The organism is Bacteroides sp. AF25-38AC (assembly GCF_003602995.1).
In the GTDB taxonomy this organism is placed as follows: Bacteria; Bacteroidota; Bacteroidia; order Bacteroidales; family Bacteroidaceae; genus Bacteroides; species Bacteroides uniformis.
Genome location: NZ_QTMD01000041.1, coordinates 1 through 26,015, shown reverse-complemented (window position 1 = coordinate 26,015; position 26,015 = coordinate 1). Strand labels below are relative to the sequence as shown.

Genomic DNA, 26,015 nt, shown 5'->3' with positions numbered 1-26,015 from the left:
TTCAAGTTTCGTTTAACATTACGACGTTAAAATAACGACAAAAAACGTTCAGTTATTCCGCTTGTCACTCTTTTTTGTTCTCTTTTAACAGAGGATATTTAGGGCTTAACAGCGGTTAACGGCAAAGACTGACAAATTAGCATTTATGTACGATTGCTGACTGTTAAAGAACTGACAGATAGGGTATAAAAAGACGCATCACCCGTTGCGGCCGAAACGGATGATGCATTTGGGGTAAACAGATGATGCGTTTATACCAAACAGATGATGTGTTCGGGCTGAACGCATCATCTGTTTTTAGAGGGCAGATAGCACCTTAATAATTCAAGTAATCAATGTCCATGTGGTAGCCCCACTGCGGGAAGTAGAGGTTACCTCCCTCCCACTCCACCTCGCCACGCTGGAAGTCGACGGTCTCGCTGCGGGGATACTGCTTTTCGGGCTGTAGCGGCATGCCGTAATCAGTGTTCACAATCATGCGCCAAGAGTCTATACCACCCAGGAAGAAATATTCTTCGTCGGCATTGCGGGCAAAGGCAGGAATGCCGAATGACTGGTCGACAGGCACCCAACCCACACCCTCGAAGTAGACTTCTGCCCAATCGTGCAGATTCCATGCACGGGGATGCATCATGAAGCCGCTCTGGAAATGTGCGGGAATACCACTGATGCGGCAAAGCGTAATGAACAGCAGGCTGACTTGGCCACAGTCTCCGTGACGGTTGTCCAACACATATTCCGGGATATTCTCAATGGTGGAATATTCGCGTGCAGAAGCCCACGGGAAGTTGTCATTCACCCAACGGAAGATACGTTTGGCTTTCAGGTAGGGGTTGGTTTCACCGGCTGTCAATTTGGCAGCAAGTTCGCGCAAGCGCGGGGAAAAGACGATATGCTTCTCACGCTCGGCAGTATATTCCTTATAAAGGGCGGTCGTCGTATCATAGGGCTGCACATCTTCCGGCTTCAGATTATGCCATTCGCCGTTGGCGGTAAACTCAAAGGTTTCGGAGAATACGGTCGGTTCGCCTTCGACAGCACGTTTCTCCATGTACAATGTACTGTGACGGCACTCGGGCGACGAAAAGGTGTATTGCGGTTCGCTGGCCGAAATGAACTTGACATCCTGCTGCCGGGCCTGGTCCTGACGGGGATAGGGTAACCAGCAACGGATGATTTTCCCGGCAGGCACGGCATTGGTATCTACGGTCAACGTGTAGGTGACGCGCATGCGCTTCGGCGCAACAATGGCCTTGCCCTCTTTCTTCACAGCAGAAATGATTTCGGGCAGGTTCTCCATATTCACTTTCTCGCTGCCACTCGGCGAAGTGCCTTCCTTGGCTATCTTGATGTCATAGCAAGTGGAGTCCACACGAAACAGATTAGGTCCGGCATTGCGGAAATAGCGTTTCTCTCCATCCAGCATCATGCACTCCAAAGCTTTGGAGGCTTCCCACTGGCGCATCTGCTCATCGGTCACGTCGGGAATATACTTGCGGATATAGTCCTTCACCTGGGATTCCGTCATACAGAAATCCGTAAGCAGACGTTGGTACAGGTCGTCCTCCCAATTATAGGGCTTGCTCTCGGGCTTCGTGCTGCATGCAGAAGCCATCACAAACAGAGCGACGGTATACAATAGCTTTCTCATAACTTCACCACTCCAATACCCGGCAAATCGGGCAACGTTATCTTACCTTTCACAACCTCCATACCCTTGAAACGGTCGTTCGCAATCAGCAGACTACCGTCCAAGTCGGCAAAGTCCACTGCCGGAGAGAATTGGGAGGCAGCGGTAATGGCACAAGAGGTCTCGGTCATACATCCTACCATCACTTTCATGTCCAATGCACGTGCCAAAGTCACCATCTTCCAGGCTTCGCGCATGCCGGTACACTTCATCAGCTTGATGTTGATGCCCGTAAAGGCACCCTTCAAGCCTGCCACATCCTTCAGACGCTGAATGGACTCATCGGCAAATATGGGCAACGGGCTTTGCTGGGTGACCCATGCAATATCGTCCAGTTGTTCCTTGGGCATCGGTTGCTCTATCATGACAATTCCTTTTTCGTGCAGCCAATGTATCATATCGAGCGCATGATGTTTGTCCTTCCAACCCTGGTTGGCATCAATGGCAATCGGAAGGTCCGTCACCGAACGGATGGTCTCTATCATTTCCTTGTCGTTCTCCCGCCCCAGCTTCACTTTAAGGATATTGAACTGGTCGGCACACTCTTTCGTCTTTTCACGCACCACGTCGGCCGTATCAATACCGATGGTGAAAGTTGTAGAGGGAGTCTTTTCCTTGTCCAACCCCCATATCTTATACCAAGGGGCTTGCAACAGTTTGCCCACAAGGTCGTGCAAGGCGATGTCCACAGCAGTTTTAGCAGCGGAATCCCCTGCCGAGAGGCTGTCTATATAAGCCAGTATATCTTCCAGCTGAAAGGGGTCTGAGAATTGGCCGATAACATCCTGCACCTTCTTCAGAAAAGCCAGTACACTGTCCATCGTGCCTAGTTCGTGTTGCAGGTACGGGGGCATGGAGGCTTCACCATAACCGATAATGCCATCATATTCTATCTCGACTTGAACGTCGGGAGTGGTAGTACGCGAGTAGGTGGCCACTGTAAAGACATGGCGCAATTTCAGTTCATAGGGGAAGAAACGCAGTTTCATTTTGGGGGTTACACCTGCCCTACTGTTCACGTTGAACAAGGAAGGAGCGTCATTTCCTCCGGCAAATACATGATTGATTGCCATGCCTGAGCCGAGTGCGGCAAAAGCGGCGGTTTTCAGGAAATCTCTTCTGTTTGACATAATTGTGTGTGTATTAAATGTGCCAATATGCTAATGGGCTAATGTGCCAATGGGCTGCGCTATGTATATGCTACGTTATGTTTGCACCGTCACGCCGCAGGTCATTGGCATATTGGCACATTAGCACATTATTACATTGAATAAAATGGATTCGTTTCCGTTGTATTGAGCGACGCCTCCTTATTTATATAAGGTAACACGCGCGTAGCGAACAACAGTCTACCGAGGTTGTATTCATCGAACAGCTCGTCGTCGGGGCTGAAGCTATTGACGCGCACATCGCCTTGCGAATGGATGAAACGCTTGTTGCCGATATACATGCCGACATGTACCACACGTTCCTTGCGTTCCGGCGTCGCCTTGCGCCCGAAGAAAATCAAATCGCCCGGCTGGAGGTTACTGAAATCAGGAGTGATATCGATATGCTCGCCCACGTATGCCTGCTGGGAAGCATCCCGCGGAATGATGATGTCGTGCATGAAAAGAACGGTGCGCATGAAGCCGCTACAATCCACCCCTTTGGAGGAAGTGCCAGCCCAAAGATAAGGGATGCCCATCATGCTATGCGCCGTGGCTATAATGCTGGCGGCATCCTGCTTCAAGGTGGCACGCCATTTCTTCTCAGGCATGGAGATGGATTTGGAGATATATCCCTGACGGCCGTCGGGATAAGCCACCTTATAAAAGGCACCTTTTGTCCCCTCCCACTTCAGGCGGTTTCCTGCAGCAACATCAGAGACGGTCTGCGATGCCTGGCTGGGCTGTGAGTAGACAAAGCCATAATGCGAAGTCACCACTATTTTCTCTGCATTGCTCCAAGCGGTCAGCTCTTCCCGCGTGACGGGATGTATGCCTACTCGGTGTACCCATGCAATGTAGTTGTCCGGTGTCTGGATACGGTACCAGCCGTCGCGCTGCAACACCCGCACCGGCATACCCATCAAGCCTTGCGTCATCATTTCTGAAGAGAAATCCGGGGCTACCCGAAGATTGCACACAGACACATTGACAATGCCATACGTCTTGCCTTCAAGTCCGGCCTCATCCGGAAGCACTTGCAGACAATCCATCACCGCATATCCTTTCTTTGCCAAACCATCCAGCAAAGCCGTCTTTGCCTCTGCCGAAGTGGTGACACCACGCAACATCACATTCTTTCCGGAGAAAGAGTAATCCACATCGAACAAAGCCACGCGCTTGTCCGGTGCAAACTTTTGTTTCAAACTGTCAGCGAGTTGCGCCACTTCTGCAGGTATTGTACGGTCACCCACTTCCGAAGCGACAGCAAAAAGCGGGATTAACAGAAATAAAGAAAAAAGAGAGGATAACTTTTTCATTGGCCAAAAGGATTTGGGGGTTATTACTAATAGCAAAGCTACGAATTTATTCCGAAATAGATACATGTTTTTAAGATAATTAAGGGTAAAGAATGAAGAATGAAGGATTCATCCGTACTGCATCCGCACACTGCACAACAAATTCTTCATCCTTCATTCTTCATTCTTCATTAATATTCCGTATCTTTGTACCCTATAAAGCAGTTGGTCGGTCTGTCGCTTGCGCCTCGTGCGTATGAGGAAAGTCCGGGCAACACAGAGCGTCCCACTTCCTAACAGAAAGCTGTCCGTGAGGGTAGAGTAACGTAGAAGAAAATAACCGCCGTCGCCCTTGGGCTACGGTAAGGGTGAGAAGGTGGGGTAAGAGCCTACCAGTCTTGTGGCGACACAAGGGCTGTGCGTCTTGGGAGTTGTAAGGTCATGTAAACCGACGTTATGAGAGTTGCTCGCTCCATGTCGGAGGGTAGACCGCTAAAGCTTGTATGGTGACATGCGGCTCAGATAAATGACAGACACTTCTTTAATGGAGAATGGATAATGAAGAATGGATAATTCCTAATTAGGCTTTTTCAGAAACAGAAGAACAGAACCCGGCTTACAGACTGACTGCTTTTTTATTGACAATGGATAATCGAGATAATAGCATGAACAAGCGTATTGCTGCCCTTTGGAAATTCCTCACCTACGACATCTGGCGTATTACGGAAGATGAAGTCACGCGAACGACCTTTTCCGTATACAATATCATCAAGACGATTTATCTTTGCATCAACCGCTTCACCAAAGACCGGATAGTAAACAAAGCCTCGGCGCTGACTTACAGTACGCTGCTTGCCATCGTGCCTATTCTTGCCATTTTGTTTGCCATAGCCCGCGGTTTCGGATTCGATAATCTGATGGAAAGCCAGATTGTCAACGGTTTCGGCGGTCCTACGGAAACCACGGAAGTCATCCTGCAATTCGTGAATTCGTATTTGTCTCAGACCAAGAGTGGAATATTCATCGGAGTGGGTCTGATTATGTTGCTGTGGACAGTCCTGAATCTAATCAACAATATGGAAATCACCTTCAACCGCATCTGGCAGGTGAAAAAGGCGCGCAGCATGTACCGCAAAATAACGGATTACTTCTCTATGCTTCTGCTGATGCCCATTCTGCTGGTGGTGTCCGGTGGTCTTTCCATCTTCATGAGTACGATGGTGAAGAACCTCGAAGACTTTACCCTGCTGGCTCCCGTCGGCAAGTTTATGGTGCGCCTCATCCCCTTCGTGCTGACCTGGTTCATGTTTACAGCACTGTACGTCTTTATGCCGAATACAAAGGTCAAGCTGAAACACGCACTCATATCCGGTATTCTGGCAGGTACGGCACACCAGGCATTCCAATTCCTTTACATCAGCAGCCAGTTGTGGGTTTCCCGTTACAATGCCATCTATGGTAGTTTTGCCGCCCTTCCGATGTTTCTGCTATGGTTGCAGGTATCCTGGACCATCTGCCTATTCGGTGCCGAACTGACCTACGCCGGACAGAATATCCGGAACTTCAGCTTCGACAAGGATGCGCGCAATATCAGCCGGCGCTACCGCGATTTTATCTCCATCCTGATAATGTCTCTCATAGCCAAGCGCTTTGAACAAGACGTCCAGCCCTATACAGCCGAAGAGATATCCGAAGAGTGCCAGATTCCCATCCGGCTGACACACGAAACCCTTTATGAATTGCAGGAAATCAACCTCCTACATGAAGTGGTGACCGATGAAAAGAGTGAAGACATCGCTTACCAGCCTTCCATGGATATCAACAAAATGAATGTGGCCCTCCTACTGGACAAACTGGACACGCACGGCTCAGAAGATTTCAAAATTGATAAGGAAAATGAATTCAACAACCAATGGGGAGCATTGCTGAAGGCACGGGAGGAATACTACAAGAATGCAAGCAAGGTGCTGCTGAAGGATTTGTAAGCACGCGGAAGTCTTTCCGGAAACTCCGTATCTGCTTTCTTTTTGATTATTTTTTAGACGCGGATGACGCGGATTGGAATATTAAAAAAATCCGCGTCATCTGCGTCATCTGTGTCTAAAAAGTAAATCACCGATATTTCTCAGGCTCCACGGCACGAGTCATATCATAGGCACGGTCACTCTGACGGGATGCCACTAATTGCAGGAAATCGTCCATAGTGCCGTTACCTTATTTATATTGTATCATGCGGCTGATGTACTTACCAATGATATCGAACTCCAGATTCACCACACTGCCCACTTTGAAAGCATGGAAATTGGTATGCTCAAAGGTGTAAGGAATAATGGCCACCTGGAAAGTATCGTCGGTGGGATCGCACACGGTCAGGCTGACACCATTGACCGTTACCGAGCCTTTGTCTACCGTGATGTAGCCGCGCTTTGCCATCTCCTTGTCAAAAGCATACCGGAAAGTAAAGTAATAGCTTCCTTCCGCATCCTTTATATCGATGCAAGTGGCAGTCTGGTCCACATGTCCTTGAACGATATGGCCATCCAGCCGGCCGTTCATCATCATACTACGCTCCACATTCACTTCATCTCCCACCTGCAACAAGCCAAGATTGGAACGGTCCAGCGTTTCCTTCATGGCCGTCACGGTATAGGTATCATCTGTCAGACTGACTACTGTAAGGCAAACACCGTTGTGAGACACACTTTGGTCTATTTTTAATTCACTGACGAATGAACACTTGAAAGTAAAATGTACATTCTCCTGGTCTTTGACCATCGCCACCAATGTGGCACATTCTTCTACTATTCCGGAAAACATGGTTCTATATACTTTTAGGTTATACACGATTTATTATTAATATGCGCAAAGATACAAAAAGCCCTTCGTATAGGTACAAAAAAAAGGAAGCTTTTCACAAAGCCTCCTTTTTCAGTTTTCAATAGGTATTAGTTTTTTTTTAAGGTAAAAAGATTGTTTTCAGGATAACGATGCAAATATAGGCGCTTTTCGTGATACTAACCAAATTAAAAAACATGTCTTATAACATCTTTTTGAAAAATCATTTAAGTTTATTATCATTTCAAAGCATTTTTCTACACCTGCAATCGTTTTCAATGGACAAATATAAGGCTATTTTCCATGAAACACTGAAATTATCCTAAAATTTTGTTTATTTCTTATCATTTAAGTAGTGTTCGTCTGTCTGCCCGCTATGTTTTAACACTTTTGCGTCGATAAAGAACACTATTTCTTCGGCAATATTCGTGATGTGGTCGCCGGAGCGCTCCAACTTGCGGAACACGCTCACCAGGTTCAGACAAGAGAGTGCACTCTCCGGATGCCGGCTGATGTAGTCGGCAAGAATGGCAGTGGCCTCCGCATTGATTTCGTCCAGCATATTGTCCTTTGCAAACACAGCGGTAGCCAATTCTTGGCTCTCCTCCTGAAGTGCCTGCTTGGCAAGCTCGAGCATGGAGAGCACCTGGGCTATCATCTCTTCGAGACGGAGTTGCTTGACCAGCTCAGTGTCCAATGCCGGTTCGTGGCAGTTGAGGGCAAAGCGGGCGATGCCTTCTGCAAAGTCGCCCAGACGCTCCAGGTTCGTATTGATTTTGAGCATGGCAAGCACAAAGCGCAGGTCGATGGCAACGGGGTTGTAAAGGGCAATGATGTCCTCCACGTCGCTGTCTATTTTCAGTTCGAAAGCATTGACGCGACGTTCGCGCACCAATACCTGCTGGGCCAGTTCCCGGTCCAGCGTAAGCACGGCATCACCTGCACGGTCGAGCTGATTATATACCAGGGTCCACATTTCGTCTATTTCCTTTTTCAGCAAGACGAGTTCAGATTCGATAAACTTCACCATAATGTTTCTATTTTAAGATTACTTTTGTACAACTTATTTTTGCTTGTATGGAACAATCCGCTACCCGAAGCGTCCCGTGATGTAGTTCTGCGTCTCCACCTTATCGGGATTCGTAAATATCTTCCGGGTATCTCCAAACTCCACCATCTGCCCCATATAGAAGAAAGCCGTATTATCACTGACACGCGCTGCCTGTTGCATGTTGTGGGTGACGATGACGATAGTGTACTGCTTCTTCAACTCGTGGATAAGCTCTTCCACCTTGGCAGTGGAGATGGGGTCGAGGGCGGATGCCGGCTCATCCATCAGCAGGACTGAAGGAGACACCGCCATGGCACGGGCTATGCAGAGACGTTGCTGCTGACCGCCGGAGAGGGCGTAGGCAGAGACTTTCAGCTTGTCCTTCACCTCGTCCCAAAGAGCGGCGCCTTTCAGGGTTTCTTCCACCCGCTGACGGATGAAGGCGTTATCGGTGATGCCATTCACACGGAGTCCGTAGGCAACGTTCTCGAAGATGCTTTTTGGGAAAGGATTGGGGCGCTGGAACACCATGCCCACGTTCTTGCGGAGTTCATCCACTTGCACTCCTTTTCCATAGATGTCTTGTCCGTCAATGCGTATCTCGCCAGTCAGACGGGTGTCGGGAATCAAATCGTTCATGCGGTTCAGCAGGCGCAGGAAGGTAGACTTTCCACAGCCCGAGGGACCGATGAAGGCTATCACAGACTTCTCCTCAATGTCCATGCTGATGCCTTTCAGGGCATGGAAATCGCCATACCAGAAGTTCACGTCACGGGTTTCTATCTTGTTCTTCATACCTATTGTATATGTTTTCAATTCGTCTTAATCTTCTTCTCAAAGTATTTCCGCAGGGCGTTCGCCAGCAGGTTCACCAGGAGGATAATGAGTATCAGCACCAGTGCCGTGCCGTAGGCAATGGGAAGCTGCGCTTCCATATCGGTGCCGCTGGTAGAGATGACGTAGAGGTGATAAGGAAGCGCCATGCACTGGTCGAAGATACTTGTAGGCAGCTGTGGCAGGAAGTAGGCGGCACAGGTGAAAAGGATGGGTGCCGTCTCGCCCGAAACACGCCCCAGCGCCAGAATCAGTCCGGTGATGATATTGGGTATCCCCATCGGCAGGATGACATGCCAGATGGTCTGAAGCTTGGTAGCTCCCAACGCGCGGCTTCCCTCACGCATGCTGTCGGGGATGGCTTTCAGCGCTTCTTCCGTGGTGCGGATAACCAAAGGCAGACTTAGCAGACCCAGCGTCAACGAACCTGCCAGGATGCTGTCTCCAAAATCCATATAGTTGACAAACAGCGCCATGCCAAACAGACCGAACACGATAGAAGGGATGCCGCTCAGATTATTCGTCATCATCCGTATGAAGCGTACCACCCAGCCTTTCGGCACATACTCATTCATATAAATACCGCTCATCACTCCCACCGGAAAGGCAAATAAAGCACTGCCCGCCATCAAGCAGAACGTACCTACAATGGCAGGAAGGATTCCACCGGCAGTCATACCGTTGGTAGGAGCCGTAGTGAGGAACTCCCAATTGATAACTCCTATACCTTTATATATAATGAAACCGAGGATAGCAAAAAGAATCCCCACCACACTCAGGCTCAACAGACGGAACAAGCCGAATGCCATGTTTTGCGAAAGATGCTTTCTATTGACCATATCTACCTTCTTTTATTTTCGTCTTGGCGAAACTGCTTCCACCGTGAAATTTATCAATAAACTGATGAAGAACAGCACGACACCCAGTAGGAACAATGCTTCGTAGTGAGGTCCGCCGGCAGGTGCCTCGCCCAGCTCCGCGGCAATCGTTGCCGGAATGGTGCGCAGCGGTTCCAGGATGGTATGGGGAATGACGGCGGCGTTGCCCGTCACCATCAGCACAGCCATCGTCTCGCCCACCGCACGGCCGATGCCCAACACCACTCCGGAGGTGATGCCCGAAATGGAGTAAGGAATCACCACCTTATATATAGTCTGCCATTGCGACGCTCCCAGCGCCAGACTGGCTTCGCGCATGGCACGAGGGCAATTTCTCATCGCATCTTCCGTCACCGTAATGATGGTGGGCAACGCCATAATGGCAAGCACAATGCTGCCCGCCAGCCCGCTCTCGCCTACCGGCAAGTTGAACACCTGCTGCAAAAACGGCACAATGACAATCAAGCCGAAAAAGCCGTAGACCACCGACGGTATGCCACTCAGCAACTCAATGATGGGCTTCAGCAGATTCCTTACCCGGGAATTGGCTACCTCCGACATATAGATTGCCACCGACAGACCAAACGGCAATGCAAAGAGGATGGCAAACAGACTGACCCACAGCGTCCCCGTAATGAGCGGCAAAAAGCCGAACTGCGCAGCAGGTGTTGCCGTGGGAAACCATTCGGCACCGGCAAAGACGTCCTTCACCGAAATGGTGTTGTCTTTCAGCAGATGCACCGAGTCCGGACGGACAATGAACTGCTGCGGTACAAAGGCTATAATGCCAGGCGTACGCTCCACCAGCTCCGTAATACAGGCACCTGCATTTTCGTAGGAAGCGCCCAACTGCTCTTCCGTATAATACAGTGTGATGTCCTCCAAACGGAAAAGGCGGATAGGAAGGTCCTCCCCTCCCACTTCGTTCCAGTTTGTCAGCTCTTCATCAAAAACATTCTTTATCTGTGCCGGAGTCAGTTCGCCCACCCGGTTCTCCTTATTCAAGGCCAATACATACCCTTCTTCTATCACCTTGCTGCTGAACAAGCCCAGCGCTTCGGAAAAGAGGAACACGACGATAAGTACGATGGTAAGGCTCGTCACAAAGCCGCTACAAGCCAGTATACCTTCTACAATCTTCTCAAAAATCTTTTTCATGTTGCCTATTGATTTCTGTATGCAAAGGAACGGGCCGGATGTTAAGGCAGTGTGACTAACGTTTGAAAGAAATATTTCAAAGGTGTTACAAAACTGTTACAACGGCCCAAAGCACATTCCATGTAACACATTTGTAATATCCATTACCTTAATTTGCATCATGTGTTTACCCAATTTGCACCATGTGTTTTATGAAGACAAGAAAATTACTCCTACTCCTCGCCCTGGCAGCTGCCACCACCGGCATGCAGGCGCAACGCATCAAAGGCAGCGACACCGTGCTCCCCATAGCGCAGCAGACCGCCGAACGCTTTATGCCCCTGAACCCCTCTGCCCGTGTCACCGTGACCGGCGGTGGAACCGGTGTCGGTATTTCAGCCCTGCTGGACCAGACCACGGACATCGCCATGGCTTCCCGCGCCATCAAGTTCAGCGAAAAGATGAAGGCCAAAGCCGCCGGAGAAGACTTGGCAGAAGTTCCCATCGCCTACGATGCCCTTGCCGTAGTGGTCCACCCCTCCAACCCAGTGAAACAACTGACCCGCCAACAACTGGAAGATATCTTCCGGGGCAAAGTCACCAACTGGCAGCAAGTGGGCGGAGACGACCGCAAAATCGTAGTCTACTCCCGCGAGACTTCCTCCGGTACCTACGAGTTCTTCAAGGAAAGCGTACTGAAAAACAAGAACTACATGAGCAGCAGTCTCTCCATGCCTGCCACGGGAGCCATTATCCAATCCGTCAGCCAAACTCGCGGAGCCATCGGATATGTGGGTCTAGCCTATGTATCACCGCGTATCAAGACACTCGCCGTTTCATACGACGGGCAGCATTATGCCGCTCCCACGCTGGAGAATGCCATCAATAAGACTTATCCGATAGTACGCCCGCTATACTATTATTATAACCGAAAAAACGCCTCGGTCGTAGCCCCTCTGCTCGATTTCATCTTGTCTGCCGCAGGACAGAAAATCATCAAAGAGAGCGGATATATCCCGGTACATAAAGAATAAATCTTCATTCTTCATTCTTCATTCTTCATTTTTTTACCCTATCTTTGTCCCCACGATACGAAAATAGTAACATTATGGCAGAAATAAAGAGCGAAGAAACAAGCGAAAAAAAGAGCTTGAACTTCATTGAGCAAATAGTAGAAAACGATTTGAAAGAGGGTAAAAACGGGGGAAAAGTACAGACACGCTTCCCGCCCGAACCAAACGGTTACCTCCACATCGGACACGCCAAGGCCATCTGCCTTGATTTCGGTATTGCCGCCGCACACGGCGGTGTCTGCAACCTGCGTTTCGATGACACCAATCCCACCAAAGAAGATGTGGAATATGTAGAAGCCATCAAGGAAGACATCCAGTGGCTGGGCTACAAATGGGGTAACGAATATTACGCTTCCGACTATTTCCAGCAATTGTGGGACTTCGCTATCCGCCTCATCAAAGAGGGCAAGGCATACATCGACGAACAGACTTCCGAGCAGATTGCCGCCCAGAAAGGAACTCCCACCCAGCCCGGTGTGGAAAGTCCCTACCGCAACCGTCCTATCGAAGAAACACTGGATTTGTTCCAGAAGATGAACAGCGGCGAGATTGAGGAAGGTGCCATGGTGCTCCGTGCCAAGATAGACATGGCAAGCCCCAACATGCACTTCCGCGACCCTATCATCTACCGCGTAGTGAAGCATCCGCACCATCGCACGGGCACCACTTGGAAGGCTTATCCGATGTACGACTTCGCCCACGGGCAAAGCGACTTCTTCGAAGGCGTGACACACTCGCTCTGCACACTGGAGTTTGTGCCCCACCGTCCACTCTACGATCTCTTCGTGGACTGGGTGAAGGAAGGCAAAGACCTCGACGATAACCGCCCCCATCAGTATGAGTTCAACAAACTGAACCTCAGCTATACGCTGATGAGCAAGCGCAACCTGCTGACTCTGGTCAAGGAAGGTCTGGTAAACGGTTGGGACGACCCCCGCATGCCGACCATCTGCGGTTTCCGCCGTAGGGGATACTCTCCGGAGTCCATTCATAAGTTCATCGACAAAATAGGATATACAACCTACGATGCGCTCAATGAATTCGCCCTGCTGGAAAGCGCCGTGCGCGAGGACTTGAACGACCGCGCCACCCGCGTATCTGCCGTACTGAATCCGGTGAAGCTTATCATCACCAACTATCCCGAAGGGCAAGTGGAAGAGATGGAAGCCGTCAACAACCCCGAGCATCCCGAAGAAGGCAACCACGTCATCGAATTCAGCCGCGAACTCTGGATGGAGCGCGACGACTTCATGGAAGATGCCCCAAAGAAATACTTCCGCATGACACCGGGACAAGAGGTACGTCTGAAGAACGCGTACATCGTGAAGTGTACCGGCTGCAAGAAGAACGACGCCGGTGAAATCACCGAAGTATATTGCGAATACGACCCCGATACCAAGAGCGGTCTGCCCGGAGCCAACCGTAAGGTGAAAGGCACCATCCATTGGGTAAGTTGTGCCCACTGCCTCGAAGCAGAAGTACGTCTCTACGACCGTCTGTGGAAAGTGGAGAACCCGCGCGATGAGCTTGCCGCCATCCGCGAAGCGAAGAACTGCGACGCACTGACAGCCATGAAAGAGATGATCAACCCCGACTCCCTGAATGTGCTGCCCTGCTGCTACATCGAGAAGTACGCTGCCGGCATGCAGCCCCTCTCCTACCTGCAGTTCCAACGTATCGGTTATTTTAATGTTGACAAAGATTCTACGCCAGAAAAAATGGTATTCAACCGTACTGTAGGTCTGAAAGACGTTTGGGGTAAAATCAATAAATAAGAATATGAGTAAAAAAAACCTGCTGTCCGGAAGAGACAAAGAACTGCAAGAAATGGCAGAACAATATGAAGCTGCCAAAGCAGAGAACAGAACCATCTATCTGGACGCAGACGACTTAGCCGACCTCGCAGACTGGTATGCCGTGCATCATAAATATGCCATGGCTACCGAGGTCGTAGAGTATGGCTTGGGAATACATCCGGATAATACGGCTCTGCTGGTGGAACAGGCATACTTGTTCCTCGACACCCAGCATAAAGAGCAAGCTAAAGATATATTGGAACGGATTGCCGAAGAATCTTCCGAAGTGAAAGTGCTGAAAGCCAACCTACTGTTGGGCGAAGGCAAAGAAGAAGAAGCAGAAGCGATACTCGACAGCATAGACGATAAGGACGACCTGGCCAATATCGTTGATGTATCCTATATGTACATCGACATGGGATTCCCGGAAAAAGCATTGACATGGCTGACGCGCGGACTCGAAAAATATGCCGAAGAAGAAGCCTACCTTGCCGTCACCGGCGATTGTTACTATGCCCAGGGACTGTTTGAAAAAGCCACCTTCTTCTTCAATAAGCTGATTGACAAGAATCCGTATTCGGCTCCTTACTGGTTTGGACTGGCCCGTTGCTACTTTGACCAGCAGATGTTCGACAAAGCAATCGAAGCATGCGACTATGCCACGGTGGCCGATGACGAGTTTGCCGATGCCTACCTGATGAAAGGACATTCCTTCTTCCAATTGGGAAATGAGGAAAGTGCCATGGAAAACTACCTGCAAGCCGAAAAGTTCCATCTCGTCTCCCACGGTTTCATCAACACCTTCATCGGCCTGAACAAAACCTCCAAAGGAGAGTGGAAAGAAGGATACGACTATCTGGAAAAAGCCATAACGGCCGAAGACAGCCATGACTTCGCCTTGCCCTCCCTTTATGCCAATGCGGCCCTATGCCTGCACAAGATGGGAAAAAAGCGCAAAGCCCACCAATATTGTAAAAAAGCATACGACTTGGCACCCGAAGAGATAGACCCGTACCTGATTGAGGGGCGCATCTACATGGAAGAAGGTGAGTATGAGAAAGGTGTGAAGAGATGGGCCAAAGCCTTAGAGTATGCCCCCTATGCAGATACCTGGCACGAAATAGGCATGTGTAGCATGGAAATAGGACAACTGAGCTATGCCAAGCTGGCCTTTGAACATGTCAAAGAGATGGAGCCGGACTTTGAAGGTATCAACGAAAGGCTGACTTCTCTGTATATGTTGCTCAAAGACAAGGAGAACTTCATGAAGTACAACCAACTGTGCGAACATCCGTTCAGGCTGGAAGAGCTGGATAGATTACAGCAGATACTACAAGAAGATAATCAGGAAGAGCTGGCCCTAGTGATGAAGAATATTTTCAATGCATTACAATAACAGTAATTATATACCACTAATCTAGCAAATGGAATCAGTAGCCTTTATCCAATGGTGTCTCGACCACCTCAATTACTGGACCATCACTTTATTGATGGCCATTGAAAGTTCGTTTATTCCCTTCCCCTCGGAAGTTGTAGTCCCTCCTGCCGCTTGGAAAGCCGCCAACAATGACAACATGAATATATATCTGGTGGTATTGTTTGCAACCATAGGGGCAAATATCGGAGCATTGATAAACTACTATCTGGCAAAATGGCTGGGACGCCCCATCATTTACAAGTTTGCCAACAGCCGTTTCGGGCACATGTGCCTCATCGACGAAGCCAAAGTGCAGCATGCGGAGGAATACTTTGACAAGCATGGAGCCGTATCAACCTTTGTCGGCCGCCTGATACCTGCTGTTCGCCAGTTGATATCCATCCCTGCCGGTCTGGCACGCATGAAGCTGGGAACTTTCTTGCTGTACACCACCTTGGGTGCAGGCCTTTGGAATTCCATCCTGGCTTTTATCGGCTATTACTTGTCCACAGTACCCGGCATCGAGAACGAGGAACAGCTGCTTGCCAAAGTAACGGAATACAGCCATGAGATAGGTTATGTATTTATCGGCATCGGCGTACTCATCGTGGCATTCTTCATCTATAAAGGCATGAAGAAGAAATAAAAAAAACGGCATGATAATAAAAAAGCGGTGGACAGCATGATAAATTCTGTCCACCGCTTTTTATTGCTTATCCCAAATCCAAACTTTCTACTTTACAGCTGCAATAGCTTTATCATAGTCAGGCTCTTGTGTAATTTCAGGTACCAATTCCGTATAGGCAATCTTACCATCTTTGCCGATAACCACTACCGAACGCGCCAATAGACCTGCAAGCGGTCCGTCGGCCATGCGTACCCCGTAGTTTTCATCAAAATCGGAAAAACGGAAATCAGACAAAGGAATCACATTCTCAATACCCTCCGTTGTACAGAAACGTGCATGTGCAAAAGGCAAATCCTTGGAGATTGCCAACACCACGGTATCGGGCAGGCCGGTAGCCAGTTTGTTGAACTTACGTACAGAAGTAGCGCACACACCAGTGTCAAGGCTGGGGAAAATATTCAAAATAACATTCTTCCCGTTCAGTTCCTTCAAAGAGAATGAAGACAAATCTGTTTTTACCAATTCGAAATCGGGGGCAACAGAGCCCACCTTTATAAATTCACCGATAACCTTTACCGGTTGTCCTTTAAATTTTGTTGTAGCCATAGTTTTATCAAATTATATGTATACATAACAAATTACATACAGAAAAAGTTCACCCGAAACTTTTTTCCGGATAAACTGTTATTCTACAGACGAATTAATGATAATCACTTAAAAAATTAAATTCACATGAAAACTATTTTTGACGAACTTCAGCAGGAAGTAAAGAATTGGTGGATTTCACTCATTCTTGGTATTCTTTATGTAATAGTGGCTATAAGCCTGATGTTCTCCCCTCTCAGCGGGTATGCGGTATTGAGCATTCTGTTCAGCGTCTCCATGTTGTTCAGCGGTCTGCTGGAAATATCCTTTGCAGTAAGTAACCGTAGAAGGGTATCCAGTTGGGGATGGTATCTGGCTGGAGGTATCATCGACATGATTCTGGGATTCTACCTGATAACCTACCCAATGCTCAGCATGGAAGTCATTCCATTCATCATTGCCTTCTGGCTGATGTTCCGCGGCTTCTCATCCGTAGGCTATGCCATGGACCTCAAAAGATACGGGACAAGAGACTGGGGATGGTATGTTGCTTTCGGTATTCTTGCCGTCATCTGCTCGCTCATCATCTTGTGGCAACCGGCAGTAGGCGCCCTTTACGCCGTGTACATGATTTCGTTTGCATTCCTGATTATAGGCTTCTTCCGTATCATGCTGTCATTCGAGCTGAAAAACCTGCACAAGCGCGGGAAAGAGTGGAAGGAAAAGAAAGAAGTATCAGCCGAATAAGTAGCCCACACGAAGCGTGTCAAAAGGAATCCCACCTTTGACACCTTCGTTTAGCCGAATTGCTCAATAACGTCTCAGAAAACGGAACATCGTAGTCCGTGACACTCCCATCTGTCGGGCAAGCTCGGCACACGACTCTCCTCTTTGGTGCTCCCTCACAAGTTTCCTCTTATTCGCATAGAGTATCTTCATTTTGGGTGTGTCCCCTTTCTTCCTGCCCAGATGTTTTCCCTCCTTCCTCCGTCGTTCCAGTGCTTCTTTGGTGCGCATGGAAATCAGATTACGCTCTATCTCGGCCATCAGTCCAAAAGCAAAACCCAGCACTTTGCTGTTGATGTCATTCTGGAACACATACCCCTCTTTGGTACTGTACAGCACCACTCCCCTTTTGATACAGGAGTTAAGAATGGTCATTATCTCCAGCAGTGTCCGGCTAAGCCGTGAAATCTCCGTTATAATCAAGGAGTCTCCCGGTTTCATCCGGTCCAACAAGCCCGCCAGTTTACGCTCTTTGCTACTCACTTTTCCGCTGACCGTCTCCATGTACCATCTGTCGATACTCAACCCATTCTTCTCCGCGAAGCGTATAATTTCCTCGCGCTGATTCTCTAAAAACTGTTTTTCTGTACTTACTCTTAAATAAGCTACTACTGCCATAATTGATAAACGTTTATTGGTTATTATTCACCACCAAAGAACGGTTATTCAAGTAAGAGTGGCAACACACAACTATGACTCTCTATCACAGAGGATCACATTATGGACATCCCCCGAAGTCAGGGAAGACTTCTCGGTAACCATCTCAAATATGCCTATAAACAAAGAAAACAGCCCCACTGAAGCTGTTTTCTGAAATTAGTTCATAAAAAATTGATACTATGTAGTTTCATAGTATACTCTTCTTCATTTCATTCACTATGTATCTCACATCCTCATCCGTCACATAAGGACCACTCGGCAAGCAAAGACCACGCTTGAACAAGTCCTCACTGACACCATTCACATAGGCAGGATTAGCCGCATAAACCGGCTGGAGATGCATGGGCTTCCATAAGGGACGGCTCTCGATACCGGCTTTATCCAAGCAAACACGCATGGCCTCTACATTACGGTTAGGCTCACAAGAAGTATGGGCACTCACTGACTCATGCGTAACACCGGCGGCACCACCTACGGCGCCTTTTACTGTCTCACGGTAGGCATCCTCCTCACCTCTCACATGCAGATTCCCGTCAAGCAGTACCGTGTTCAGCCAATAATTGCTGTCATAACGTCCGGAAGGATTCTCATGAAGCGTGATTCCCTCCACATCAGCCAACAGCTCACGATACAGACCGCACAGATACTTATGGTGCGCTATGTGCTCATCCACCACCGTCATCTGGCCGCGACCGATACCTGCACAAATGTTACTCATCCTATAATTATAGCCTATACGCTCATGCTGGTAGTAGGGATAGGACTCACGGGCCTGGGTAGCATAGAACATTATCTCACGTTTGGACTCTTCATCAGGGCAAATCAAAGCACCGCCACCGCTGGTGGTTATCATCTTGTTGCCATTGAAAGAAAGCACACCATATTTGCCAAAAGTTCCAAGAACTTGCCCGTCAAACTTGCTTCCAAAGCCTTCGGCGGCATCCTCTATGACCGGAATACCATATTTATCTGCCACTGACATGATTTGGTCTGTCTTGTAGGGCATCCCATACAAAGCCACCGGAACAATCGCTTTGGGCTTTCGGCCCGTCTTGTCGATACGGTCCCTGATAGCCTGCTCCAGAAGTACCGGGTCCATGTTCCATGTATCAGCCTCAGAATCCACGAATACCGGAGTAGCACCGAGGTAGGTCACCGGATGGGAAGAGGCACAAAAGGTAAAGCTTTGTACTATCACTTCGTCACCCTGACCAACTCCGCAAGCGAGCAGGGCCAGGTGTACCGCTGCTGTACCTGCACTCAAGGCCACTACCTTTTTATCCTGTCCCACGAAGCGTTCCAAATCCTGCTCGAAGGCATTCACATTAGGACCGAGGGGTACTACCCAGTTGGTATCGAAGGCTTCTTGTATGAAGCCTATCTCCTTGCCGCTCATGTGGGCGAGGCAAAGATATATTCTCTTATCCATAAAATTACGTGATTTACAAAACTATATTCTTGATAATCTTACACCTATTCCCTACAGCCAACACACCATCCGGAATATCCTTTGTAACAACGGAACCAGCACCTATAATACTCCACTTCCCTATCTTAACACCCGGAATAACAACACTGCCGGCACCAATCCATGTCCCCTCGCCAACTTGCACATTGCCACAAAGCGTACAATGGGGAGAAATATGCACATAATCAGCAATCAGACATTCATGATCCACCGAAGCACCGGTATTGATAATACAATGGCTGCCAATACAAGCATCCGACTGCACAATTGCCCCCTGCATAACTACCGAGCCTTCTCTTATCTCAGTTTCTTCAGATATAATTGCAGAAGGATGAAAAGCTTTGCCATATTCAACCTTTAACTCCTTGGCAATCTTCCTGCGAATACCATTATTCCCAATACTGATTATCAATGGTCCGCAGACCTTCGACGGACGTAATACGGGATAGTCAAAAAGACTATGAATTTCCTCATTATCATCAAACAACGCTTCAATCGGTTCATGATTTGCACGCAATATATCAATGATCACTTTGGCATGACCACTGGCACCATATAAATACATGTTTTGATATTAGTTATTTCCAGTAAAGACTTCCATCGTAGCCGAAGTATCAGAGCTGATACCTTCCCTTATAAATACCTTTCTTATTGTCATAAAAACAATTTTCAAATCAAGTAGAAAAGAACAATGATCTACATACCACACATCCAGTTTAAATTTCTTTGACCAACTGATAGCATTGCGCCCGTTAACTTGCGCCCAACCCGTAATCCCCGGACGGACTTCATGACGACGAGCTTGTTCTTTACTATAAAGCGGTAAGTATTGAGGCAATAAAGGACGGGGACCTATCAAAGCCATATCCCCTTTCAATACATTAATCAGTTGTGGAAGCTCATCAATCGAAGTAGAACGTACAAAACTTCCAACTTTTGTCAAACGTACAGCATCAGGCAATAAATTTCCCTCTGCATCCCGTTCATCGGTCATGGTCTTAAACTTGATAACTTTAAAAATCTTTCCATCCTTTCCTGGACGCTCCTGAGTGAAAAAGACTCCGGAGCCCTTATTGGCAAAATGCAACCAAAAAGCGACAAGAAACAGTATCGGCCAAATCAAAGCCAATATGCAAAACACGAGAAGGAAGTCAATCACTCTCTTAAGAAAATGAGAATACATGCTCTAATAATTATGTACCAATATGAAGTCGTATCTAATATCCTTAAAAAAAACTATTCTTCGATAACAAGACGATAAAAATCTTCATTTCAAAGAAATTACTTCCTCCAAGAATGAAACGAACTTATCCGCTAATGATTTTCTTGAGAAATTAGCTTCTGCAAATGCCCTAGCCCTCTGCCCACATCCTGTTCTGTATGTATCATCGTCCAATAAAGAAATCAAGCCTTCGGCAAAAGCATTTGCATCCTTAGGAGGAACAACAATCCCTAACTTATTTTCTTGAATCATATCAGCAAGCCAACCTGGATAATTGTTTAAGACAGCCAATCCTGAAGATATATAATCAAAAAACTTATTAGGTGAAGTTCCATAGTAAAAAGCCGGAACATCAGCTAATACCATCAAACCCAAATCTGCTGATGCAACAACTTTATTTAGTTCTTTCTTAGGCATCGGATTATAAAAACGACAATTATCCAATTGTTCTTTTCGAGCTCGTTCCATCAAATGCGGTTTCATTTTACCGTCTCCTATAAATGCCAACACAATATCCGTCCGTTGCTTTGCCTTCAGCACTGCAGCAGCATCCAACACTGCATCCAAACCATTGGCAATTCCATGTGCACCAGTAAAAACCGCCACTTTATCTGTTTTGGAAATGCCCTCCAACGAAAGATTATCACGTGAAGATGGCTTGAATATCTTCAAATCACACCCGTTCGGAATCATCGAAATACGCTTGCCCGGCTGGCTCCTTCTTTTAATTCCTTCACAAATTCCAGGAGAAAGACCAACACAAGCATCCGCGCAATGATAACTCAACCACTCCAAAATATTCATCCCCCACAATAAAAAAGGATTCTTCATACCTAAGGCCTTAGGTAATTCAGGCCACAAGTCACGAACTTCAAAAATAAATTTTTTCTTCCGGAACAACTTCATTACTATGCCTGGAATACCGGCTGTCAAAGGAGTAGAAGTCGCAAACAACAAATCATAATCTTCTTTCAATGCTATTTGAATACCTTTCCATCCAAACTTCACGAAAGTCCATGCTCTTTTGGCGATACCATCCTTATTAGAGTAAGGCAAAGCTATCTGAATCACATCTATACCATCGACCATTCCTCTATGAACATTTTTCATCGTTGTGTTCGGCAAATCCAGCTTGGCCGTTTCACCACAAACCATGCAAACAGAATGGCCTCTGGAAATCAGATGTTTTGCCAACTCATAAGAACGTGTCCCCCCCGCTTGGGTGGGAATGGTAAAATGTTGATGGAAATAAAGCACTTTCATTTTATATAAATTGAAGGATTGTTTTTATCGAGCTATTTTTAGTCTGAAATTCGATTTGCCTACATTTAGTCGTTTGACCATAATAATTAGAACATAATTGTTCTGTATCAACAGTTTCACCGTTTGATTCCAAACTAAGATTATCCTTATTTGTATGCCATAATTGACGCATATTCATATTTTTGGGATTACCATCTATACAATCTTCTATCTCCCACTTACATGTGTTTTTCCATTTTACAATCTTTCTAGAATGTTTTATTTCCTTATTCAGATAAGTAAAACAAGAAACTTTTCCTTCAAATATGTAAGTATCCTCTGTTTCTTTCAACGAACTCCACTCTGCTTGCGACCAATTATACCAAATAAATCGATCTCCTTTCAACATTTGGTCATGTCCTTCAAGCATTATTGTATTATGAGATTCCGTACCCATAAAATATCGAAGTAACTTCTCTGTTGTATTGTATTTATAACTACCCCCATCAAACAAACAATTCTCTCCTTGATACCAAATATCCAAATGCAGATTATCCGCATGCGCAGGTCGGTCCTTATGTCTTCCACATCTGATAAAAGAAAAAGTATCCTTTTCACGAATACAATAATATCCTCCCTTATCAAAAGAAATGCAACCAAACTGTTTTTTTATTGGTGGATACATCTGTCGGTTTGCTTTCCACTCGCACAAATACCATTCTCTATCCTCATATTGCCGATCATACAAATGTTCGGAAGTAAGCAAATAATATAATGCATCGAGTTGAGGACGATAATCACGATAATCGCAATCATTTAGTTTAAAAAACAAAGCTCCATCATTTGAGCCATAATTAGGTAGCCAGCCAGTCAAATCATCCTGGCATTGATACAAAAAATTCACAGACTGATAAGCACGTTTATATACTTCATCACAAAACCGCTCCCCATTTCTGTCTGCCAGAGTAATGGCCCATGTCAAAAGCTGAACCACTACCCGATGATAATTCATGCTGAATTGCAAATAAGTACCATCTTCTGCCACTTGGTATTTTATCTCTTCCTCAAACCATTTCTTTCCTTTCTTTTTCCACTCTCCAGATTCTGGAAACTGAGGAAATAACAGACCTACCAGATACAACGCCAACGTTTCTGTTATTGCATGATTATTACGCACTGCAATCCGGGAAAAATTTATATTTGCACGTACATGCTTTATTTGCCAATAAACAGACTGGATGATTAACCTAAAAACATCTTCCGTCAATTCAACCGAATCTTTATAATAATAAAGTGCGAATAACCAATTCAATACACGCAAAGATATTTCCTGACTACATTTATAATTAGGTCCACAATTAAGTGGGTTTTTATGAATCCAGTCCTCTATTTGAGAAAATACAAAAGACGCATGATTTTCACCAGACTTTTGATCATAGCGGATAATGTCATAGAGAAAAGAAAAACGGGACTTTTCCCATACATACTTTATATCCCCTGCTTCAGGCACAATATCCTCTACTGTCGTCCAGTGTACATTCGCATTATATTTATAGTTCGTATCAAGGTTTGTCAGCCAGTCATAATCCGTTCCAAGGTTGTACCAAACGGCAGAAAAGAAGCAATATTCACCGCGCTTCATTCTATTGACTCTCTCTGAAAGTACCCTACTATCAGTATGGGTCAATTTCACGCTCTTTCTACTTGAAAAGAAAAAGGGTTTTGCGTGCTTTCTCCAATCCGCCAATGACAAATATTCTTTATCCTCCCAAGAAATAGGGTATGCTCTTTTCAACATTCCCCCTTTACGGCGTATTTCATACTGGATACGAAACAAAAAGTACTTTATTCCCATGTTATGAAATAACTGAAAATAAAGAAGAAATTTATTCATAAGGAACACAGAATTATTCAATCTCAATCCACTTGTTCTGCTTCAAGCTATCGATACAAGCAAACGATGCCTTGGCTGTATTTACAATAGAGTCAAACGGAATTAAAGCTTCTCCTCCGTTTTGTATTCTATCATTCAATAAAGCAAATTGGGTAGTATGCCCTTTATCCATACCTTTTTTCATTTTAGAGAATCCTTTGCAACCATATCCTTTCAGTTCTCTCCAATTGTCAAGAACCAGCGTCTTTTCTTGTGTATAGATTTCTATTCTCTCTTTCGAATAAGACTTGCTACCATTAGCAAAATAGTTTATCACGGCATTTGTTCCATTCTCGTATCTTAGTAAAATACTTGCATTATCCGTATTCTCTTCAGGATTTTCCCCCATTGCATTCATACATACGGCAACAACCTTACTGTCTGCGAAAAATGAGCATAAATCAATAAAATGGCAAGCCTCACCAATAATACGTCCTCCTCCCACTTTCAAATCATGCACCCATACTTCAGACGGTATAAATCCGGCATTCATAGTTGCCACAATATTTTTCACTCCGCTTCCGGCAAGCTGTTTCATTTTCACCGCGAAAGGAGAAAAACGTCGGTTATACCCCACAGTCAATGTTACTCCATTCTTTTGTACTTCCCGATAAGTTTCAGTTATCTCATTTAATTCCGCTTGATTCAGGCACAACGGCTTCTCCACAAATACATGTTTCTTTGCTCGTAATGCATCCAGCACCATTGAAGCATGAAGATTATGCCGGGTTGTAATCATTACCAAATCCACAGCCGCATCTTTCAGGATTTCCTTGTAATCAGAAGTTGCTTTCATGGCACCAGCCTTTTGAGCCAAAACTTTAGCAGACAAACCTTGTGCACTCGCAATGTACCGAATATGCGCTCCTGCTTTCGTCAAAGCAGGTAGCATCGTTGCCGATGTAAAGTTTCCAGCACCGATAATACCTATTTGTCCTTTTGTTACTGAAAAGTCAGCAGAAGCAACCTCAACTATCGTATTTCGTTTTGCATCAACGGGATATTTCAAGATAGAAGCGATAGAACCATGTTTACGCATGTCCCCATATATCTTTTCATAATCTTTCAAATCCACTTCTTCAGTAATCAATGATTTCACATCAATATTCCCCATGGATATTGCCTGCAAAACAGTCTCGAAGTTTCTTTTTTCTGTCCAGCGTACAAAAGGTAACGGATAATCTATTCCTTTATTTTCGTAATCTTCATCATAACGTCCCGGACCATAGGAACAAGAAACTTGGAATGATAACTCCTTTTTATAAAAATCATCCCTACGAATATCCAATCCTATTACACCTACAAGCACAATACGGCCTCTTTTCCTTGACATCTCAGCCGCCTGGTGAATCACTTCATCTGTTTTAGCAGAAGCAGTAATCAATACAGCATCAGCCCCATGTGAATATGTTTCTTCAAGCACATATTTTACAGAATCTGTTCCTTTAGCAGGATTTACCCCTATCACTCCTTTAGTACGGGCCAATTCCACCTTTTCTTCATCAAAATCAATTCCTATGACTCTACACCCATTCGCTTTCAATAATTGCGCTGTTATCAATCCAATCAAACCTAACCCGATTATAACAACAGTTTCTCCCAATTGCGGATTCAGCAAACGAATACCTTGCAAACCTATAGACCCAATTACAGTAAAAGCAGCTTCTTCATCCGAAACATTTTCCGGTATTTTAGCTACCAAGTTTTTAGGTACACAAACATATTCGGCATGTTGTCCATTAGATGCCACACGATCGCCCACCTTAACTTCTGTAACTCCATTTCCTACAGCAACCACTACACCGGAATTACAGTACCCTAAAGGCAACGGTTGTCCCAGTTTATTAAAAACCGCCTCCAATGTAGGTTGCAAACCATCTGTCTTTATCTTATCAAGTACTTGCTTTACTTTATCAGGCTGTTGACGGGCCTTGTCTATCAAATTTGCCTTTCCAAACTCGACAAGCATACGTTCTGTCCCTAAAGAGACTAAAGAACAAGATGTTTTGACTAAAACATAACCCGATTTTACCTGAGGAACCGGTACTTCTTCAAGTACAGTCCTCCCTGATTTCATATCTTGAATAATTTGCTTCATAACTTATATTTTAATGATAATGCTTTTTTCTCTATAAAGACCCAAGAAATAATTGCGATACAAACTGTTATAATCAACGCCATCAACAAGTAAGAAATGTTACCTACAAATTTCATCTGAACAAATACATTTATCACCAACATATGGTATATGTATATACCATATGAAATATCATTCGTAAGCACTCAATTTAGGGCATCCCCCTTTGAAAGGGCACTTTTCAGTGCCCTAAACCG

Annotated in this window: 22 protein-coding genes, 1 other RNA gene and 1 pseudogene; 7 read left to right on the top strand and 17 right to left on the bottom strand. The window is 46.1% G+C overall.

Annotation, left to right across the window (positions count from 1 at the left end; genetic code table 11):
- Positions 1–316: 316 nt before the first annotated feature.
- From DWY55_RS19650 to DWY55_RS19640, 3 genes are all read right to left on the bottom strand, one after another.
- Positions 317–1,651 (bottom strand): transglutaminase-like domain-containing protein, encoded by a 1,335-nt coding sequence (locus tag DWY55_RS19650; protein ID WP_005831285.1) that lies wholly within the window; start codon positions 1,649–1,651, stop codon positions 317–319.
- Positions 1,648–2,820 (bottom strand): dipeptide epimerase, encoded by a 1,173-nt coding sequence (locus DWY55_RS19645; RefSeq protein ID WP_008664809.1) that lies wholly within the window; start codon positions 2,818–2,820, stop codon positions 1,648–1,650. The genes DWY55_RS19650 and DWY55_RS19645 overlap by 4 nt, the downstream gene beginning before the upstream one ends.
- Positions 2,821–2,951: 131 nt before the next feature.
- Positions 2,952–4,157, bottom strand: coding sequence for an NlpC/P60 family protein (locus DWY55_RS19640; RefSeq protein WP_008664811.1), 1,206 nt, complete (start codon positions 4,155–4,157; stop codon positions 2,952–2,954).
- Between the two features lie 200 nt (positions 4,158–4,357).
- On the opposite strand from DWY55_RS19640, the gene rnpB reads away from it, so the two are divergent.
- Together rnpB and DWY55_RS19630 are read left to right on the top strand one after the other, a co-directional pair.
- An RNA gene (gene rnpB, locus DWY55_RS19635) (RNase P RNA component class A) lies at positions 4,358–4,771 on the top strand.
- A gap of 30 nt (positions 4,772–4,801) precedes the next feature.
- Positions 4,802–6,121, top strand: a complete 1,320-nt coding sequence (locus DWY55_RS19630; RefSeq protein WP_008664813.1) for a YihY/virulence factor BrkB family protein — start codon at positions 4,802–4,804, stop codon at positions 6,119–6,121.
- A 136-nt stretch (positions 6,122–6,257) separates the two neighbouring features.
- Here the strand turns inward: DWY55_RS19630 and DWY55_RS19625 are convergent.
- From DWY55_RS19625 to pstC, 6 genes and pseudogenes are all read right to left on the bottom strand, one after another.
- Positions 6,258–6,338: pseudogene (locus DWY55_RS19625) on the bottom strand (NAD(P)H nitroreductase); the annotation flags it as partial.
- 12 nt (positions 6,339–6,350) lie between these two features.
- Positions 6,351–6,953, bottom strand: coding sequence for a riboflavin synthase (locus DWY55_RS19620; RefSeq protein ID WP_005831295.1), 603 nt, complete (start codon positions 6,951–6,953; stop codon positions 6,351–6,353).
- 352 nt (positions 6,954–7,305) lie between these two features.
- The gene (phoU, locus tag DWY55_RS19615; protein WP_005831301.1) at positions 7,306–8,001 is read right to left on the bottom strand and encodes a phosphate signaling complex protein PhoU; all 696 of its coding nucleotides are present in this window, start codon (positions 7,999–8,001) and stop codon (positions 7,306–7,308) included.
- 60 nt (positions 8,002–8,061) lie between these two features.
- A complete protein-coding gene (gene pstB, locus DWY55_RS19610; RefSeq protein WP_016274364.1) occupies positions 8,062–8,817 on the bottom strand; it encodes a phosphate ABC transporter ATP-binding protein PstB in 756 nt (251 codons plus the stop codon).
- Positions 8,818–8,834: 17 nt separating this feature from the next.
- Positions 8,835–9,695 (bottom strand): phosphate ABC transporter permease PstA, encoded by an 861-nt coding sequence (gene pstA / locus DWY55_RS19605; RefSeq protein ID WP_005831306.1) that lies wholly within the window; start codon positions 9,693–9,695, stop codon positions 8,835–8,837.
- Positions 9,696–9,707: 12 nt separating this feature from the next.
- Positions 9,708–10,892 carry a phosphate ABC transporter permease subunit PstC gene (gene pstC / locus DWY55_RS19600; protein WP_005831308.1) on the bottom strand — a complete coding sequence of 395 codons (1,185 nt, stop codon included), beginning with the start codon at positions 10,890–10,892 and terminating at the stop codon, positions 9,708–9,710.
- A 191-nt stretch (positions 10,893–11,083) separates the two neighbouring features.
- On the opposite strand from pstC, the gene DWY55_RS19595 reads away from it, so the two are divergent.
- The 4 genes from DWY55_RS19595 (at position 11,084) to DWY55_RS19580 (ending at position 15,803) form a co-directional block, all read left to right on the top strand.
- The gene (locus DWY55_RS19595) at positions 11,084–11,905 is read left to right on the top strand and encodes a PstS family phosphate ABC transporter substrate-binding protein (RefSeq protein ID WP_117878499.1); all 822 of its coding nucleotides are present in this window, start codon (positions 11,084–11,086) and stop codon (positions 11,903–11,905) included.
- Between the two features lie 74 nt (positions 11,906–11,979).
- Positions 11,980–13,719: a glutamine--tRNA ligase/YqeY domain fusion protein gene (locus DWY55_RS19590; protein ID WP_005832304.1), complete on the top strand. Its 1,740-nt coding sequence runs from the start codon at positions 11,980–11,982 to the stop codon at positions 13,717–13,719.
- Between the two features lie 4 nt (positions 13,720–13,723).
- The gene (locus tag DWY55_RS19585) at positions 13,724–15,136 is read left to right on the top strand and encodes a tetratricopeptide repeat protein (protein ID WP_057089505.1); all 1,413 of its coding nucleotides are present in this window, start codon (positions 13,724–13,726) and stop codon (positions 15,134–15,136) included.
- 28 nt (positions 15,137–15,164) lie between these two features.
- On the top strand, positions 15,165–15,803 hold the full coding sequence (locus tag DWY55_RS19580) for a DedA family protein (protein ID WP_005831315.1): 639 nt from the start codon (positions 15,165–15,167) through the stop codon (positions 15,801–15,803).
- Between the two features lie 87 nt (positions 15,804–15,890).
- Here the strand turns inward: DWY55_RS19580 and tpx are convergent, their stop codons facing one another.
- Positions 15,891–16,391, bottom strand: coding sequence for a thiol peroxidase (gene tpx, locus DWY55_RS19575; RefSeq protein ID WP_117878497.1), 501 nt, complete (start codon positions 16,389–16,391; stop codon positions 15,891–15,893).
- Between the two features lie 126 nt (positions 16,392–16,517).
- Between tpx and DWY55_RS19570 the strand changes: the two genes are divergently transcribed.
- Positions 16,518–17,117, top strand: a complete 600-nt coding sequence (locus DWY55_RS19570) for an HdeD family acid-resistance protein (RefSeq protein WP_117878495.1) — start codon at positions 16,518–16,520, stop codon at positions 17,115–17,117.
- A 63-nt stretch (positions 17,118–17,180) separates the two neighbouring features.
- Here the strand turns inward: DWY55_RS19570 and DWY55_RS19565 are convergent, their stop codons facing one another.
- From DWY55_RS19565 to DWY55_RS19535, 7 genes are all read right to left on the bottom strand, one after another.
- Complete coding sequence (locus tag DWY55_RS19565) at positions 17,181–17,774, bottom strand: master DNA invertase Mpi family serine-type recombinase (RefSeq protein WP_005831322.1); 594 nt, start codon at positions 17,772–17,774, stop codon at positions 17,181–17,183.
- A gap of 229 nt (positions 17,775–18,003) precedes the next feature.
- A complete protein-coding gene (locus DWY55_RS19560) occupies positions 18,004–19,245 on the bottom strand; it encodes a DegT/DnrJ/EryC1/StrS family aminotransferase (protein WP_117878493.1) in 1,242 nt (413 codons plus the stop codon).
- A gap of 13 nt (positions 19,246–19,258) precedes the next feature.
- Positions 19,259–19,849, bottom strand: coding sequence for an acetyltransferase (locus DWY55_RS19555; protein WP_117588530.1), 591 nt, complete (start codon positions 19,847–19,849; stop codon positions 19,259–19,261).
- Between the two features lie 9 nt (positions 19,850–19,858).
- A complete protein-coding gene (locus DWY55_RS19550) occupies positions 19,859–20,467 on the bottom strand; it encodes a sugar transferase (protein ID WP_008664828.1) in 609 nt (202 codons plus the stop codon).
- A gap of 84 nt (positions 20,468–20,551) precedes the next feature.
- Positions 20,552–21,769 carry a glycosyltransferase family 4 protein gene (locus DWY55_RS19545; RefSeq protein ID WP_117588528.1) on the bottom strand — a complete coding sequence of 406 codons (1,218 nt, stop codon included), beginning with the start codon at positions 21,767–21,769 and terminating at the stop codon, positions 20,552–20,554.
- Position 21,770: 1 nt separating this feature from the next.
- Positions 21,771–23,642 carry an alginate lyase family protein gene (locus DWY55_RS19540; RefSeq protein ID WP_117878537.1) on the bottom strand — a complete coding sequence of 624 codons (1,872 nt, stop codon included), beginning with the start codon at positions 23,640–23,642 and terminating at the stop codon, positions 21,771–21,773.
- Between the two features lie 13 nt (positions 23,643–23,655).
- Complete coding sequence (locus DWY55_RS19535) at positions 23,656–25,779, bottom strand: bi-domain-containing oxidoreductase (protein WP_117878491.1); 2,124 nt, start codon at positions 25,777–25,779, stop codon at positions 23,656–23,658.
- Between the last annotated feature and the right edge of the window lie 236 nt (positions 25,780–26,015).